The 15,685-nt window shown below is 71.4% G+C and carries 13 protein-coding genes; 4 read left to right on the top strand and 9 right to left on the bottom strand.

What is annotated here, in order from left to right; translation table 11 throughout:
* Nucleotides 1–45: 45 nt before the first annotated feature.
* Complete coding sequence (locus AA23TX_RS11610) at nt 46–1,212, top strand: serine hydrolase domain-containing protein (protein WP_155542542.1); 1,167 nt, start codon at nt 46–48, stop codon at nt 1,210–1,212.
* A 134-nt stretch (nt 1,213–1,346) separates the two neighbouring features.
* On the opposite strand, the gene AA23TX_RS11605 is transcribed toward AA23TX_RS11610, so the two are convergent.
* Both AA23TX_RS11605 and AA23TX_RS11600 read right to left on the bottom strand, forming a co-directional pair.
* Nucleotides 1,347–3,218: an ABC transporter ATP-binding protein gene (locus tag AA23TX_RS11605; RefSeq protein WP_155542541.1), complete on the bottom strand. Its 1,872-nt coding sequence runs from the start codon at nt 3,216–3,218 to the stop codon at nt 1,347–1,349.
* A gap of 97 nt (nt 3,219–3,315) precedes the next feature.
* Nucleotides 3,316–3,744, bottom strand: coding sequence for a MarR family winged helix-turn-helix transcriptional regulator (locus AA23TX_RS11600; RefSeq protein ID WP_155542540.1), 429 nt, complete (start codon nt 3,742–3,744; stop codon nt 3,316–3,318).
* A gap of 72 nt (nt 3,745–3,816) precedes the next feature.
* On the opposite strand from AA23TX_RS11600, the gene AA23TX_RS11595 reads away from it, so the two are divergent.
* Both AA23TX_RS11595 and AA23TX_RS11590 read left to right on the top strand, forming a co-directional pair.
* Nucleotides 3,817–4,668, top strand: coding sequence for an LLM class flavin-dependent oxidoreductase (locus tag AA23TX_RS11595; protein WP_155542539.1), 852 nt, complete (start codon nt 3,817–3,819; stop codon nt 4,666–4,668).
* Between the two features lie 436 nt (nt 4,669–5,104).
* Nucleotides 5,105–6,367, top strand: coding sequence for a glycosyltransferase 87 family protein (locus AA23TX_RS11590; protein ID WP_155544390.1), 1,263 nt, complete (start codon nt 5,105–5,107; stop codon nt 6,365–6,367).
* Here the strand turns inward: AA23TX_RS11590 and AA23TX_RS11585 are convergent, their stop codons facing one another.
* The 5 genes from AA23TX_RS11585 to AA23TX_RS11565 form a co-directional block, all read right to left on the bottom strand.
* A complete protein-coding gene (locus tag AA23TX_RS11585) occupies nt 6,368–6,577 on the bottom strand; it encodes a helix-turn-helix domain-containing protein (RefSeq protein WP_003071237.1) in 210 nt (69 codons plus the stop codon).
* A 178-nt stretch (nt 6,578–6,755) separates the two neighbouring features.
* On the bottom strand, nt 6,756–8,384 hold the full coding sequence (locus AA23TX_RS11580; RefSeq protein WP_155542538.1) for an ABC-F family ATP-binding cassette domain-containing protein: 1,629 nt from the start codon (nt 8,382–8,384) through the stop codon (nt 6,756–6,758).
* A 145-nt stretch (nt 8,385–8,529) separates the two neighbouring features.
* Nucleotides 8,530–9,201 carry an acVLRF1 family peptidyl-tRNA hydrolase gene (locus AA23TX_RS11575; protein ID WP_155542537.1) on the bottom strand — a complete coding sequence of 224 codons (672 nt, stop codon included), beginning with the start codon at nt 9,199–9,201 and terminating at the stop codon, nt 8,530–8,532.
* Nucleotides 9,202–9,271: 70 nt separating this feature from the next.
* Entirely contained in the window at nt 9,272–12,148 is a 2,877-nt protein-coding gene (locus AA23TX_RS11570; protein WP_155542536.1) for a S8 family serine peptidase, read from the bottom strand.
* A 306-nt stretch (nt 12,149–12,454) separates the two neighbouring features.
* Nucleotides 12,455–14,026, bottom strand: a complete 1,572-nt coding sequence (locus tag AA23TX_RS11565; protein WP_155542535.1) for a deoxyguanosinetriphosphate triphosphohydrolase family protein — start codon at nt 14,024–14,026, stop codon at nt 12,455–12,457.
* A gap of 71 nt (nt 14,027–14,097) precedes the next feature.
* Here AA23TX_RS11565 and AA23TX_RS11560 point away from each other — a divergent pair, with 71 nt between their 5' ends.
* Nucleotides 14,098–14,442, top strand: a complete 345-nt coding sequence (locus tag AA23TX_RS11560) for a PASTA domain-containing protein (RefSeq protein ID WP_155542534.1) — start codon at nt 14,098–14,100, stop codon at nt 14,440–14,442.
* Nucleotides 14,443–14,638: 196 nt separating this feature from the next.
* Here the strand turns inward: AA23TX_RS11560 and AA23TX_RS11555 are convergent, their stop codons facing one another.
* Nucleotides 14,639–15,274: an SRPBCC family protein gene (locus AA23TX_RS11555; RefSeq protein ID WP_155542533.1), complete on the bottom strand. Its 636-nt coding sequence runs from the start codon at nt 15,272–15,274 to the stop codon at nt 14,639–14,641.
* Nucleotides 15,271–15,618, bottom strand: a complete 348-nt coding sequence (locus AA23TX_RS11550; RefSeq protein WP_155542532.1) for an ArsR/SmtB family transcription factor — start codon at nt 15,616–15,618, stop codon at nt 15,271–15,273. Before AA23TX_RS11550 ends, AA23TX_RS11555 begins: the two co-directional genes overlap by 4 nt.
* Between the last annotated feature and the right edge of the window lie 67 nt (nt 15,619–15,685).

Raw genomic sequence — 15,685 nt, 5'->3', positions numbered from 1 at the left:
CATACCGACTGGTCGGTGTGCTCAACGACGAGCTGAGGAGATCCCATGGACGGTGCCACGGCGACGGTGCACGGCGAGTGCGCTCCCGGGTTCGAGCCGGTGCGCGAAGCCTTCGAAGCGAACTTCCGCGAGCGCGGCGAGCTGGGCGCCGCGTTCACGGCCCTCCGCCACGGCGAGGTCGTCGTCGACCTGTGGGGTGGCTGGTCCGGACCGGACCGCGCGCGTCCGTGGCAGCCGGACACGCTGGCCAACGTCTGGTCGACGACCAAGGGCATGACCGCGATCTGCGCGCACCGCCTCGCCGACGCCGGCGAGCTGGACGTCGACGCGCCGGTCGCGAAGTACTGGCCCGAGTTCGCCGCGGCGGGCAAGGGCGAGATCCCGGTGCGGTGGCTGCTCACGCACCGCTCCGGCGTCCCCGGGATCGGCCTCGACCGGCCGGTGGCCGTCGAGGAGCTGTACGACTGGGACCTGATGACGTCGCTGTACGCGGCCCAGGAACCGTTGTACGAACCGGGTTCCGCGGGCGGGTACCACGCGCTGGCGTACGGCTGGCTCGTCGGCGAGGTCGTGCGGCGGATCGCCGGTCAGGGCATCCGCGAGTTCTTCGCCGAGCAGGTCGCCGGGCCGCTGGGCGCGGACTTCTCGATCGGGCTGGGCCCCGACGCCGACCTGGACCGGTGCGCGACCCTCGTCGACCCCGTCATGACCGAAGAGATGGCGAACGCGCTGGCCACGGCCTTCGCCGCGGCCGGCCCGGTCGCCCAGGCGGCGTTGACCAACCCGCGGCTCGCGGGCCACCACGCGAACGAACCGGCTTTCCGCCACGCCGTCATGCCGGCGCTGAACGGCCACGGCACGGCCCGCGCGATCGCCACGATCTACAACGGGCTCGTCGACGGCACGCTCCTGTCCGCATCGGCGCTGGCGCTCGCCCGCGAGAGCCAGGGCAAGGAGATCGACGCGGTGCTCGGCCTCCCGAACGAGTGGGGCCTGGGCTTCTACCTCGGCAGCGACGCCCGCGGCTTCGGGCCCAACCCGAACGCGTTCGGCCACGACGGCCTCGGCGGCTCCACCGGCGCCGCGGATCCGGAAAACGGCATCGCCTTCGGCTACACCCTCAACCAGCTGGGCCCGTTGATCCGCGACGACCCCCGCAAAATGGCCCTGGTCCAAGCCCTCTACACGTGCGTGAAGGGGCATCAGGCGTGATCAAAGAGGCATCACGCGTGATTGGCGGGGTCACACGCGTGATTGGCGGGGCATCGCGCTGATGCCCGCCCAATCGCGTGATGCCCGTCCAATCACACGTGATGCCCGCCTGATCACGTGTGATGCCCGGCTGATCACGCCACGGCTGGTTCTTCTTCGGCGAACTGGGTTGCGTGGAGGGTTGCGTAGCGGCCGTTGGCGGCCAGGAGTTCCTCGTGCGTTCCGCGCTCGACGATCTCGCCGTGCTCCAGGACCAGGATCTGGTCGGCCGCGCGGACCGTCGAGAGCCGGTGCGCGATGACCAGCGCCGTACGGCCGGCCAGCGCGTGCGTCAGGGCTTCGCCGACCGCCGCCTCGGACTCGGAGTCCAGGTGCGCGGTCGCCTCGTCCAGCACGACGACCTTGGGCTGCGCCAGCAGCAACCGCGCGATCGTCAGCCGCTGGCGTTCGCCGCCGGAGAGGCGGTAGCCGCGCTCCCCCACCGTCGTGTCGAGGCCGTCCGGCAGCGAATGCACCAGCTCACCGAGCCGGGCCCGCTCCAGCGCCGCCCAGATCTCGTCGTCGGTGACGCCCGGACGCGCGTAGGCCAGGTTCGCGCGGATCGTCTCGTGGAAGAGGTGCCCGTCCTGCGTCACGACGCCGACGGTCTCCCGCAGCGAAGCGAAACTCAGGTCCCGGACGTCCACATCGGACAGCCGCACCGAGCCGGAGTCGACGTCGTAGAGCCGCGGCAGCAGCGACGCGATCGTCGACTTCCCCGCGCCCGACGACCCGACCAGCGCGACCATCTGTCCCGGCTCGGCGCGGAACGAGATCCCGTGCAGCACCTCGTCCCCGCCGCGGTGGTCGAGCGTCGCGACGTCCTCCAGCGACGCCAGCGAGTACCGGTCCGCCGCCGGGTAACCGAAGCGGACGTCGGAGAACTCGACGGAAACTCCGGAAGAAGCTGGCAAAGTACGCGCGGACGGCTTCTCCTCGATCATCGGCTTCAGGTCGAGGACCTCGAAGACCCGCTCGAACGACACCAGCGCCGTCATGACGTCGACGCGCACGTTGGCCAGCGCGGTCAGCGGCGCGTAGAGCCGGGTCAGCAGCAGCGCGAGCGCGACCACGGTGCCCGGCGCGAGCTTGCCGGTCAGCGCGAGGTACCCGCCGAGACCGTAGACGAGCGCCTGCGCCAGCGCCGAAACCAGGGTCAGGCTGGTCATGAACCAGCGGGTCAGCATCGCGGTCCGCACGCCGATGTCGCGCACGCGCCCCGCGCGCACCCCGAAGTCGTCCGCTTCCTGCACCGGACGGCCGAAGAGCTTCACCAGGGTCGCGCCCGGCGCGGAGAACCGCTCGGTCATCTGCGTGGTCATGCCCGCGTTGAGGTTCGCGGCTTCCCGCTGCAGCCCGGCCATCCGGCGGCCGAGCCGGCGCGCGGGCAGCACGAAGATCGGCAGCAGCACCAGCGCGAGCAGCGTGACCTGCCACGACAGCGTCAGCATGACGGCCAGCGAGAGCGCCAGCTGGATCGTGTTGGTGACCAGGCCGGACAGCGTCGCGGTGAACGTCCGCTGCGCGCCGATGACGTCGTTGTTCAGACGGGAAACGAGCGCCCCGGTGCGGGTGCGCGTGAAGAAGGCGATCGGCATCCGTTGCACGTGCTCGAACACGGCGCGCCGCAGGTCGTAGATGATGCCTTCGCCGATGCGCGCGGACTGCCAGCGCTCGATGAGGCCGAAGCCGGCGTCGGCGACCGCGAGCAGGGCGATGACGACCGCGAGCCAGACGACCAGCGGCAGGTCACGGCCGCCGACGATCGCGTCGACCACCTTGCCGGCCAGGACCGGTGTCGACACCGCGAGGACCGCCGAGACCACGGTCAGGACGAGGAAGGCCAGCAGCCGCCGCCAGTGCGGCCGGGCGAACCGCGCGACGCGTTTGAGCGTGCCGCGGGTCAGCCCCTTCGGGACGTCGTTGGCGCGCATCGCCGAGCTCAGCAGCGCCCAGGTGTTGTCCATGAGGAACCCCCAGTGTCAAAACCTCTACTATAGCTGAGGTTTTCTCCGGATATGACCTGGACAACGTCGTCGTTGCCCGTTTGCTTCCCGTCGCCGTTCACTCCCCGCGAACAACGCGGTGCAGTGCGGCGCGCAGCCGTTCCGCATCTCCTTCGCCGAGCGGCGCCAGCAGCGCACCCTCCGCCTGCCGGGTGACTTCCTCGCCCGTCACACGAACGCGCTCGCCCTCGGCGGTCAGCGTAACGAGGCGCTTCCGGCGATCACCCGGCGCGACCTCGCGCCGGACCAGCTCCTTGTCCTCCAGCTCGTCGACCAGGGCGACCATCGTCGTCCGGTCGATGCCGAGGCGCGCCGCACCCTCCTGCTGCGACAACGCCGGCCCGTCGCCGAACAGCGTGAGCAAGGCGAGCTGACGGCCGGTGATCCCGAGCGGCGCGTACAGCGGCTCGGCCAGCTCGGCGAGCCGCAGCTGGGCGTGCTTGAGCAGGTAGCCGAGCCGGCGGTGGACGGCGAGATCGCTGGACATGCGAGAACTCTACCCTTACGCTGATCGTCAGTTTCACTGATGATTTGTAACGCTGATAATCAGGAGCACATCATGGTCACCGTCGGACTCAAGCCGCCGCAGCAGCACATCGGCATCGCCGCGCTCCGCGAGATCTGGGCCATCGCCGACGACGCCGGATTCGACGGCTGCTGGGTCTTCGACCACCTCGCCCCGATGGGCCCGGACCGCACCGGCGACATCTTCGACGGCTGGTCACTCCTCGCAGCGATGGCCGAGGCGACGCAGCGGGTGCGCATCGGATGTCTGGTGTCCGGAAACACGAACCGCCACCCGGGCACGTTCGCGAAGATCGCGGCGACGGTCGACCACCTCTCCGACGGCCGGCTCGACATCGGCCTCGGCGCGGGCGGCGACGCGCACACCGACGCGATGATGGGCACGCCGACGCCGCCACCGGTCGAACGTGTCGAAAGGCTGGCCGAGACGTGCGAAATCCTCAGTCTGCTGTGGACCCGGAAAGAAACCGATTACCGCGGCCGCCACTACGCCTTGACCGCCGCGCGCAGCGATCCGAAGCCCCGCCAGCCGAAGCCACCGCTGTGGCTGGGCAGCAGCGGCGAGAAGCTCGGCCTGCGGGTGGTGGCCGCCCACGCCGACGTGTGGCTGAACGCGGCGCTGCCGGGCACGGAAATCGCCGAGCTGCAACGGCTTTCGCGCGTGCTGGACGACCATTGCGCGGCGGCGGATCGTGACCCGGCGACGATCCGCCGGGCAGTGCAGTTCCGGCTGCCGCCCGAGGGGGATGCCGCCGTGCGGCTCGCGGAGGGGTACGTCGAGGCGGGGTTCACCGAGCTGGTCCTGATGCCGACGGGCCACGACAACGTCGTCAAGGCGGCCGAAGCCGCCGCGGATCTGCTTCCGCGGCTGCGAAAGCTCGGCTGAGAAGGCGACTGCGGCATGCCAAAGCGGCCACAGATCTGGTCCCCCGCCTGCGAGAACTCGGCTGACGAGCCAACCTCTTGCCCGGCGGCATGCCAAGGCCGCCGCAAATCTGCACCCCCGCGTGCGAGAACTCGGCTGACCCTCTCGCCCGGCAGTCCGCCAAGGTCGCTCCCCCACCCGCGAAGGCCGACCAAGCCCCGCCGACAAAATCCCGCCGCGGCCGCCGCCATCCCCGGCAGCGGGCGCCTCACCCGCCACCCGCACCCCATCCACCGCCGAAGCCCGCCACGAACCCCGCCTGCGTGACGGCGGCTGAACCGGGCGAAGGGCCCCTCGGTAGCCTGGCCGGGTGGGAACGGAGGTGGGCCGGGCGCCCGCATGGCGGCGCGCGGCACGGCTCTTCACGGCCCCCGCGGCCACGCTCGACCGGGCCCCGCTGCGGTGGGACCTCGGCTTCTACCTCGCCTGTCTCGCCTTCGCCCTGCCGACCGCGCTCAAGTCCGAGTTCTACGGCTACCGCGTCTGGGGCAACTTCGCGACCGTCGCCTACGCCCTCGGCGCGCTGCACAGCGGGTGGCTGCTCTGGTCGGCGCGGAAGGGCCGCACGCCGCGCGGGCTGCTCGGGTCGCGCTGGTGCGGCATCGCCGCCGTTGCCCTGTTGGCAATGATCCTTCCGTTGCTGCTTCTGGTGATCCGGCGACTGACCGGAGTGGACTGGCTGATCACGCCGTTCTCGTGGGCCGCGCAGCCCGAGGTCTGGGTGATCGAGCGCTCCGCGGATCTGCTGCTGCACCACGGAACCCCGTACGTCGACGTCACCGCGCTCGGCCGGGCGCCCGTGGTCAACGACTACACCCCCTACGGCCCGGTGATGGCGGTCTTCGGCCTGCCGCGCGCGCTGTTCGGCGGCACCCCGCTGGGCGACGCGCTCACCGACGCCCGCTGGATGTTCGCCCTGGCCGCCGTCGCGTGCGTGCTGGGCACGCTGAAGCTGCTGAAGTGGCCGAAGGTTCCCGTGGGTGCCGCGCAGCTCGCGCTGGCCTGCCCGCTCACCGCACTCACCTGGGCGGTCGCCGGGCCGGACCTGGCGATCGTCGGGCTGCTCGTGCTCGCCTGCGCGCTCGCCGCCACCGGGCGGGCCGCCTGGGCGGGCCTGGTGCTCGCGCTGGTCGTCAGCGCGAAGCTCATCGTCGCGCCCGCGGCCGCGGTCCTGGCCGTGTTCGTGCTGGTACGCCGGGCCGGCCACGAAACCGGGCTCGACTGGCCCGCGGTGGCGCGGTTCGCCTCAGCGCTGGTGGCCACCACGGCCGCGCTGCACCTGCCCGTGTACCTCGTGGACCCGGCGGCGTTCGTGGAGCACGTCTTCCGCTTTCCCCTCGGGATGGGCGTTGTGCGGTCGCCCGCGGCGAGCCCGTTGCCGGGCCACCTGATCGCCGAACTCGGCCCGGTGGGCCAGGTGGCGGCGTTCGCGCTCGTCGGCGCCGCGGCCGTGGCCATGGTGATCTGGCTGGTGCGCCGGCCCCCCGCGAACGGCTCCGGCGCAGTCCTGCGCATCGCCGTCGGACTCGGCGCGTTGATCCTGCTCACCCCGGCCACTCGGTACGGTTACCTGGTGTACCCCCTGGTCCTGCTCGGGGCGTACCTGACGTTCCGTGCGGCCGAAGCTTCCACTGCGCGCCCCCCGCGCAGCAGTTCCTGACTACTTCTTCTTGACCCGCGTGGCCCCGCCGCGCCCCCGCAGCTGGACCCCGGACTCCGACAGCACCCGGTGGACGAACCCGTAGGAACGCCCCGTCGACTCCGCGAGCGCCCGGATGCTCGAGCCCTTCTCGTATTTCTTCTTGAGGTCAGCGGCCAGCTTGTCGCGCGTGTTGCCGGTGATCCGCGCGCCTTTCTTGAGATCAGCCACGTCGATCGCCTTCCCGCCGAGAGTGTTCTGGGCCACATATCGACCCCTGCCGGGGCAATGATCGAACACCGAGCGCCGGAATGCCAGACGACAGACGTAAAACAGCCGAAACTGCGATCACATTGGGCCATTCCAGTGCCCGGCCGTAGCGATCTTGCACCCGAATGGACGCATAGAGTCACGCAAGCTGGACAAGTTCCAGATAGTCGGCCGACCAGTGATCCTCGGTGCCGTCGGGCAGCAGGATGACCCGCTCGGGCTCCAGCGCCTCGACCGCGCCGGGGTCGTGCGTGACCAGGACGACGGCGCCGGCGAAGCTGCGCAAAGCGTCCAGGACCTGGGCACGGCTGGCCGGGTCCAGGTTGTTCGTCGGCTCGTCGAGGAGCAAGACGTTGGCAGCACTGGAGACCAGGCTCGCGAGGGCGAGCCGGGTCTTCTCGCCGCCGGAAAGGGTGCCGGCGGGCTGGTCGAGTTGTTCGCCGGTGAAGAGGAACGAGCCGAGCAGGTTCCGCAACTCCTGAGCACCGGTGTCCGGTGAGAGATGTCGGATGTTTTCCCACACCGACGCATCATGATCAAGAGTTTCGTGTTCCTGTGCGTAATAGCCCAAACGCATTCCGTGACCCGGCACGATCTCCCCGGTGTCGGGAGTTTCCATTCCGCCGAGGAGCCGGAGCAAAGTCGTCTTTCCCGCACCGTTCAGGCCGAGTACGACGACCTTCGAACCGCGGTCGATCGCGAGATCGACCCCGGTGAAGATTTCCAGTGAGCCGTACGACTTCGAGAGGCCCTCGGCGGTGAGCGGGGTCCGGCCGCACGGGGCGGGCTCGGGGAACTTGATCCGGGCGACCTTGTCGGCCACCCGGGTCTCGTCGAGCGCGGACAGCATCTGCTCGGCGCGGCGCGCCATGTTCTTGGCCGCCACGGCCTTCGTCGCCTTCGCGCCGAGCTTCGCGGCCTGCTGCTGCAGCGCCGACGCCTTCTTCTCGGCGTTGGCGCGCTCGCGGCGGCGGCGCTTCTCGTCGGTCGCGCGCGCGTCGAGGTAGCGCTGCCAGCCCATGTTGTACAGGTCGAGCTCGCCGCGGGTGGCGTCGAGGAACCAGACCTTGTTGACGACGTCGGCCAGCAGCTCGACGTCGTGGCTGATCACGACCAGGCCGCCGTCGTGCTGCTTGAGGAACCCGCGCAGCCAGTTGATGGAGTCGGCGTCGAGGTGGTTGGTCGGCTCGTCGAGCAGCAGGATCGTCTCGGACTTGCCGCCGGCGCCCGCTTCGGCCGCCGCGAACAGGATCCGCGCCAGCTCGACGCGACGGCGCTGACCACCGGAGAGCGTCTGCAGCGTCTGCGCCAGGATCCGGTCGGCCAGGCCGAGGTTCGAGCAGATCCGCGCGGCTTCGCTCTCGGCGGCGTACCCGCCCAGCGAGGAGAACCGCTCTTCGAGCCGGGCGTAGCGGTTGATGGCCTTGTCGCGCGCGGCCTCGTCGACGAGCTCGGCCATCGAGGCCTGCGCCTTCTCCATGTCGCGCATCAGCTTGTCGAGTCCCCGCGCGGAGAGCACGCGGTCCTTCGCGGTGACCGAAAGATCACCTTCGCGCGGGTCCTGCGGCAGGTAGCCGAGCTCGCCGGTGCGGCGGACCTCGCCCGCGTGCGGCTCGCCCTCGCCGGCGAGGACCTTCAGCGAGGTGGTCTTGCCCGCGCCGTTGCGGCCGACGAGGCCGATGCGGTCGCCGGACTGGATGCGGACGGAGACGCCGTTGAGCAGGATGCGCGAACCCGCGCGCAGCTCAAGGCCGGTGGCCGTGATCAAGGAAAACTCCCGTGGAATGGGGGTGAACGGAGGACAGCGTCGAGCGGCCGGTCGGTCTCGACCGGCGCGGCGTCACTCCAGCTGGATGTCCACGGAGTCCAGTGTACGGGCCGGGGTCCAGCGGATTTTCCGGACGTGTGCGGTCTCACCCGTCGCGCAGCGTGACCTGCACCGACAGCGCCCGCACGGCGGCTTCGTCGAGAACGGCGCGGCTCGGCTCGCCGACCTCCAGCACGCGCGGCTCGGCGCGGGCGAACAGCGGGGCCAGCCGGCGGTCCTCGCGCAGGGCGTCGAGCGCCCGCCGGTCGCCGCCGAGCACCACGGCGTCCACTTCGGACAACCGCGGGACGAGCACCTCGAGGACGTCCTCGGCCGCGTCCTGGAGCGCGTGCCGCGCCTGGCCCGCGCGCCGCCGGGCGAAGCGCTGCTGCGACCAGCCGCCCGCGGCGGAGCGGCCCTGCACGAGGTGCCGGTCGGTGCGCGACAGCTCGACCCGGCCCCGGCTGGCGACACCGATGCTGTGCGCGCCCACCCGCACCAGCACGAGCGCGATCCGCCGGGGCGCGAGGGTGTGCGTCAGGAGTGCGTCGATCACCAGTCCCTCGAAGGTGCCCGACGGCGCGGCCAGGGGTCCGAAGGGGACGGTCGCGGTCGCCGTGGCCCCGTCGCCCGCGAGCGCGCGGACAGCGCGCGGGGCGACCTCGGTCGTCAGGATCCCGTCGTGCCGGGCGGAGAAGCGGTCGAACCAGCCGGCGAGACGATCGGGCGGCACCTCGACCGCGCGGCCGCCACCGGCGACCTGCCGCGGCTTCTCCATGGGGAAAACGGTACGGGGCCGCCGCGTCGCCGCGACGGCCCCGTTCGGGTTGTTCAGTTCACCCGCGTCGTCACAGCGGGTGCACCGGCCCGTTGTTCGTGTAGCCCCGCACGTTCGACGGCGCTCCGGCCGCCGGGGGCTGGACGAACCCGTTGATGTGCAGGGCGACCGAGCGGATCGAGCCGACGTCGCCGCCCGCCGCGTCGACCACGGCGAACGTCCACGTGCCGTCGACCGCCGCGGCGGTCAGGCCGCCGGTCAGCGACTGCGTCGGCCGCCACGTGCCGGTGAACGGCGCGTTCGCCGACGTCACCGTGCTGAACGCGGTCGCGGCGGTGTCGGCGAACACGACCTGGCACAGGTTCTTGCCGGAGCCGCCGTTGCGCTGGAACACCGTCGCCTTCGCCCCGGACGGCGCGATCAGCGTGCCGACCAGGTCACCGACGTAGGTGTGGTCCAGTCCCACGGTGGTCGAGGCGGTACCGGTGTTGCAGGCGGTGCCGTCGATGGAGAAGCCCACCTTGGACGCGCGGCCGACCCCGGTGACCGGGATGGTCACCGACGCCCCGACCGGGCTGTTGTCCGGGATCGCCACCGGCGCGCCGGTGTAGGCGAAGTCCTGCGCGACCGGCGACGGGGTGCCGACCGGGAGCGAGAACGTCGACGTCGTCGGCGAGTGCGCACCGGCGAAGCTGACGCGGGCGTTCAGGACGACCGGCGCGCCGAGCTGCTGCGTCGCCGGGACGGTGATGGTGAAGTCGTTGACGCCGGTCTGTCCCGGGCTGATGGTGCCGTAGGACTTGGACCGCGGCGCCACCGTGACACCCGGGGTCGGGCTGGTGAGCACGACGCTGGTGGAGACGGCGGTGCCGTCACCGTCGTTGGTCACCGGCAGCGTCACCTTGGCCGTGTCGCCCGGGTCGAGCGCGGAGCCGCCGTCGGCCGGGGTGACCGTCGGCTGCTTGGCCACCGCGAGCGGCTGCGGGCTGGCGCCGGTGTAGGCGAGCACCTTGTCCGCGAGGATGACGCCGGAGCCGGTGACGTTGTCGCGGCCCGGGGTTTCGATGTCGATCGCGGTGTTGATCAGCGCCTCGCGCACCTCGGACGGCGGCAGGCCGGGGTTGCCGGACAGCACGAGCGAGGCGATGGCGGCCGCGTGCGGTGCGGCGGCCGAGGTGCCGAAGAACGGGCTGAAGCCGGTCACGCTGGTCTTCACGCCGTCGGCCGCGGTGATCTCCGGCTTGTTCCGGACCTCGCCCCCGGTCGAAGACACGTTGCCCGGGGTGATCGGGGTGCCGTCGGCCTCGTAGAACACGCGGCGCGGGCCGTCGGAGCTGAACCGCTCGGCCTTGGTCGCCCCGCTGAAGGCGGCCGGGTACGGGCCGGTCGGGTTGGCCGGGTCGCCCGGCTCGAGGGGACGGCCGAACGCCGCCGCGGCCGGGGCGGCCGCGACGCTGAAGGCGTCCCGCGCGGCCGAGTGGCCGACCGTCACGCCCGGGGTGTTGTAGGCCTTGAGGCCGTCCGCCGAGTCCTTGAACCGCCCGCGCAGCGCGGACAGCGACAGGTAGCGGGCTTCACCGGAGAACTTCACGACGGCCAGGCGCAGCCCGGTGCCGCCGAAGACGGGCGTCTGCAGGATCTCGAACGGGTCCTGCGTGCCGTCCTGGACGTTCTGGCTGAAGCTGACCACGGCACCCGCGGAGTTGAGCAGGTAGAGGTCGTAGTCGTTCGCCGAGTGCCCGAGCGGGTCGGACCAGTGCAGCGTCACCGGGACACCGGCCGACGAGGCGTCGGAAACGGGCTCGTAGATCTGGTTGCCCGCGGTGCCGGCGAAGTTGTGCGCGGTGCCGGCGAACTTGCCGACGGACTTGCCGGAGTCGACGAAGTCGCCTTCCCAGTGCCCGGCGGTGCCGTCGAGGACGTTGCCCTCGTTGCCGGCCGACGAGAAGTACAGCGCGCCGTCGGCGGTCACGTCGTTCACGGCCTGGGCGATGATCCAGTCCTGGAACGGGGATTCCTTGAAGTAGATGACGTCGTCGACGATGACGTCGCAGTGCGACTCGAAGCGCAGCTTGCGGATGTTGTCCGCGAAGCTGGCGTCGGAGTTGAACGCCGAGGCGAAGCCGAGCGCGGCGTTGGGCGCGAGGTCGTGGATGATCTCGAGCATCGCGGTGCCCTCGTCGCCGTCGCCCTCCTGCCCGGCGATGACGTCGACGTTCGGCGGCAGCTCACCCTTGGCCTGCGAAGCGGCCAGGGAGTCGACGCCGTCCGACAGCGCGCACGCCTTGACGCCGACGCCGGTGACGCCGAACTGCTGGCGGGCGATGTCGGCGTTGTGGGCGCGGTCGCCTTCACTGGTCAGGGTCGCGGCGGCGGCAGCGCTGCGCTGCGACTTGCTCGCAACCGCTTTCTGCAGCTCGCCGGCGATGCGGTCGGCCTTCTGCTGCTTGGTTTCGGTCTTGGCCGGCGTCGTCGCCGGGGTGGCCAGCTCGCGGGCCGTCATGGCCTGGTCGGCCTGCTCGACGCGCTTGACGTCGCCGCGGGCCGCGATCGCGGCGAGCTGGTTCAGCGGCACCTCGGCGCGGACGCTGGCGTAGCGGTCGGACACCGCGCGGATGCCCGCCCCGGCCTTCGTCAGCGAGGAGATGAGGTCCGGCGAGACCTTGCTCGCGCGGATGTCGACCAGGACGGTGCCGGTCGAAGAGACCTGGGCCCCCGACTGCAGCGCGGTGAGCTGCTTGGTGACGCCCTTCTGGGCGGCGAGCAGATTGCTGTCCACTTTGGACTCGGCGGCGGTGCGGCCCGCCTTGACGGACTGCAGGGCGGCGATCTGCTGTTGCGCGGTTTCGGTGAAGGCGTCCGGAGTGGACGCCGAGGCGGCCCCCGCGACCGGCGGGGAAACCAGGCCGAGCGCGGCGAGCAACGCCGCCGCCCCGGCCGTGAGCACTGTGGATCTCGATCTCGTGGAACGGGTACGACGCACGTGCGCCCTCCGATATCTCCAGGCGCGTGCCCCGACTCACGCTGACCGACGCCGGTGATCACCGGCAAGTTCCAGCTAAGTACTGTGAGTTCCCTGTGAGCAGCGGCCGTTCGAGTGACATCGGATGGAGAATTTCCTGAATGGACCGTAAGTCGTAGGCCGTTCAGCGGAACCGCACAACCGTTACAGGACGAACGAAACGGACCAGCGCGTCAAGCGGTACCACTGCACGGGATCGCCGGATCGGACAAGAACCGGACAACTCCTCGATCAGAGGACGAAGGAGTCCGACCACGGCTGGGCGGCCCGCCCGGACAGGGCGTCCAAAAGGGTCACCGCCTGCTTGTCGGTCAGCGAAGCCACGAAGTCCACCACCGCGCGGCCCCGGGCCAGCCCGCGCACCGCGTCCGGCCCGGACACCGGCTCCCCGGTCGCCCCGACGAGCAGCTCCGGCGCCGACCGCGCCAAGCTCGTGTACTCCGCGTGCGCCAGCTCGACCAGGTCGTGCAACCGCCGCGGCAGCCGGGAAACCTCGTCGCGGTCGAGCAGCCACGCGTCGAGCGCGTCGACCAGGCTCGACACCGCCCCCGCCTGCCCGCGCTGGTGCAGCGCGAGGTCCGGGCGCAGCAGCACGAACCGGCGGTGCACGAACTTCAGCACCTGGACCTCGTGCCACTGGGCGGGGCGCAGCGACACGTGGCCGGTGCGGGTGGACGGGGACGCCAGCACGAAGACGCCGTCGACCAGGCGCGCCGTCCAGTTCGCCGAGAACGCCGCCGTCGCCTGCTCGGCTTCGATCGAGCCGTCGAACTCCGCGGCCAGCAGGCCGTCGACCAGCTCCGCGCGAACCCGGGCCACCGCCGCGGCGAACGCGTCGTCGTCGACGATCCAGGCGTCCTTGACGTGCATCCGGCGGCGGACGCGCTCGAGCGACCGGCCCGGCCGGCGCAGTTCCGCGTGCAGCGTCTCGTCGTCCAGCGCCGCCAGCTCGCCGGCGTGCTCGAGCCACTCCCCCAGCTCCGCCGCCACCGGCGCGTGCTGCAGGACGCCGATGCGGTGGAAGTCCTGCAGGTCGTGGATGGCGTAGGCGATGTCGTCGGCGGTGTCCATCACGGACGCTTCGACCGTCTGCTGCCAGCTTTCGACGCGCCCCGCGAACGCCGCGCGCGCCTGCTCGAAGTCGTCGAGCTCGGTGGCGTAGGCGGAGAACTTGGCCGCGCCGGTGCCGGGCGACGACTCCGGCTCGCCGGCGCCGCGCGGCGGCACGGCCATCGCGGACGGGTGCGGCGCCGGGTGGTGCAGCCGCAGCCACGGGTACTTCAGGACGGCCGCGCGCACCGCCGTGGTCAGGTCGAGCCCGATCGCCGACGGCCCGCGCACGTCGGTCGTGGTGATGATGCGGAACGTCTGGGCGTTGCCCTCGAAGCCGTCGGCCAGGCCGAAGCGGTGCCGGGCGATGCGGTCGAGGGTCTGCTCGCCGAGGTGGCCGAACGGCGGGTGGCCGAGGTCGTGGGCGAGCGCGGCGGCCTCGGCGACGTCGAGGTCGCAGCCGCCCAGCTTGTCGACGAGGCCGGCGTCGTCGCCGGCGGTGATCCGCTCGGCGATGGCGCGGGCGACCTGCGCGACCTTCAGGCTGTGGGTGAGCCGGTTGTGCAGCAGCCCGGCGCCGCCGGCGCTGACCACCTGCGTCACCCCGCCGAGGCGGGCGAAGAACGGCGAGGCGGCGATGCGGTCGCGGTCGATCCGGAACGGGCTGGTCGCCAGGTCGGTGAACCCGCCGGCGTTCGCCACCGGGTCGCGCCGCACCACCCTCGGGTCGGTCTGCTCGCTGCCCTGATCCATGCGCCCGACCTTATCCGGCTTCACCCGAACGGCGGGCAGGTGCGTGGGTACCTTCAGGTATGCCCCGAGCGATGGTCACGACGCTGGCAGCACTCGCGTTCACCCTGGTCGCGTGCGGCACGCCGCCCGGCGATCCCGGCACGGCTCCCACCTCGGCCTCGGCGTCTTCCTCGACGTCCAAGCCGGCCAAGCGGATCAAGGTCCCGGACGTTTCCGGCATGAACCACCAGGACGCCCAGGACGCGATGCAGAAGGCCGGGCTCTACAACCTGCGCGAGGTCGACGGCACGGGCCAGGGCCGCATGCTGGTCATCGACCGCAACTGGGTCCAGACGGGCCAGGACCCGCCGGCCGGCACCGAGGTCCCGGCCGACGCGGTGATCACCCTGACCGCGGTCAAGGCCGGCGAACGCTGACCCGTGTCGACCCTCCAATCACGAGTGATGCCCCTCTAATCACACGTGATGCCCCTCTGATCACGCGAGAAGCCGTTCGGCCTCGGTGCGTGGGAAGGTCACACCCGTGAGCCGCGAGGCATCACGCGTGATTGCAGGGGCATCACGCGTGATCAGAGGGTCGACTCGCGTGATTGGCGGGTCGACACGGTGCGGGTCAGGCCTCCGGCGGGGTCGTGTACGCCTTGAGCGTGCGGTCGGCCGCCGCCCGGGCCTTCGCCGGGTCCGCGCCCGACGCGACGTCGGCCTCGTACCAGGCCTCGTTCGACGCCGTCATGAAGCGGATGCCCTCCGGGGACATCATCCAGGCCATCGCCGCCTCCGGGTCGACGGAAGAGCCCGGGGTGGCCAGGTGGAGGACCAGGCCGACCAGCGCGCCGTCCCAGCCGATGCCGACCGCGCCGGGGCCGAACTCGTCCCAGCGCTCGTCGATGTGCGCGACGTGCTCCAGCTCGAACCGGGTCCCGTCGCCCTCGGGCGTGAGACGGACCTCGATCCAGCTGACGTTGCCGCCGAACTCCCACGTCGCGGCGAAGCTCTTCGGCGGGTCGCAACGCTCGACCGTGCCGCCCGCGTTGCCCTCCAGCTGGTACTTCCCACCCAGCTTCAGCTCGCCGCTGACCGGGAGGAACCAGCGCGGGATGCGCTCGGGGTTCGTGCAGGCGTCCCACAGGTCGTCGACGTCGGTGTCGTAGACCTGGCTGATGGTCAGGACGCGGGCTTCCTCCCCCTCGACGACCCGGTCGCCGAGCGTGCGGCGGACGGCGCTGATCTGGTGGCTGACGTCGATCACGAACCTTCTCCTTCGGTGCGGCGCCGCGCGCGCTTGCCGCGGGCGATTTCGGTGGCCAGTGCGTCCAGCGGCGGCGTCCAGAACCGGCGGAACCGGTCGAGCCAGACTTCGATGTCGTGCAGCGGCTCGTGCCCGACCGCGTACAGCCGCCGCGTCCCGTCCTGGCGGACGACCGCGAAACCGTTGTCGCGCAGTACTTTCAGGTGCTGGGACACCGCGGGCTGCGAGATGCCGAACTCGGCCCGGATCACCTCGGTCACCGCGCCGGCGGCGCGCTCGCCGTCGGCCAGCAGCTCGAGGATCCGGCGGCGGACCGGGTCACCGAGAACGTCGAACGCGTGCACCCGGCCAAGCTACAAGTATCGACTTATATAAGTCAACTCTGAACTAGTGGCCGACGTCACCCTCCGT

The organism is Amycolatopsis camponoti, assembly GCF_902497555.1.
Classification (GTDB): domain Bacteria; phylum Actinomycetota; class Actinomycetes; order Mycobacteriales; family Pseudonocardiaceae; genus Amycolatopsis; species Amycolatopsis camponoti.
Note: the sequence above shows the minus strand (reverse complement) of the source record. Positions and strands in the feature narration are given on the sequence as shown.

Excerpts from the sequence above, each read along its gene's own strand:
- AA23TX_RS11610 (WP_155542542.1), top strand. The coding sequence starts at position 46 with ATGGACGGTGCCACGGCGACGGTGCACGGCGAGTGCGCTCCCGGGTTC.
- AA23TX_RS11605 (WP_155542541.1), bottom strand. The coding sequence starts at position 3,218 with ATGGACAACACCTGGGCGCTGCTGAGCTCGGCGATGCGCGCCAACGAC.
- AA23TX_RS11600 (WP_155542540.1), bottom strand. The coding sequence starts at position 3,744 with ATGTCCAGCGATCTCGCCGTCCACCGCCGGCTCGGCTACCTGCTCAAG.
- AA23TX_RS11595 (WP_155542539.1), top strand. The coding sequence starts at position 3,817 with ATGGTCACCGTCGGACTCAAGCCGCCGCAGCAGCACATCGGCATCGCC.
- AA23TX_RS11575 (WP_155542537.1), bottom strand. The coding sequence starts at position 9,201 with ATGGAGAAGCCGCGGCAGGTCGCCGGTGGCGGCCGCGCGGTCGAGGTG.
- AA23TX_RS11565 (WP_155542535.1), bottom strand. The coding sequence starts at position 14,026 with ATGGATCAGGGCAGCGAGCAGACCGACCCGAGGGTGGTGCGGCGCGAC.
- AA23TX_RS11560 (WP_155542534.1), top strand. The coding sequence starts at position 14,098 with ATGGTCACGACGCTGGCAGCACTCGCGTTCACCCTGGTCGCGTGCGGC.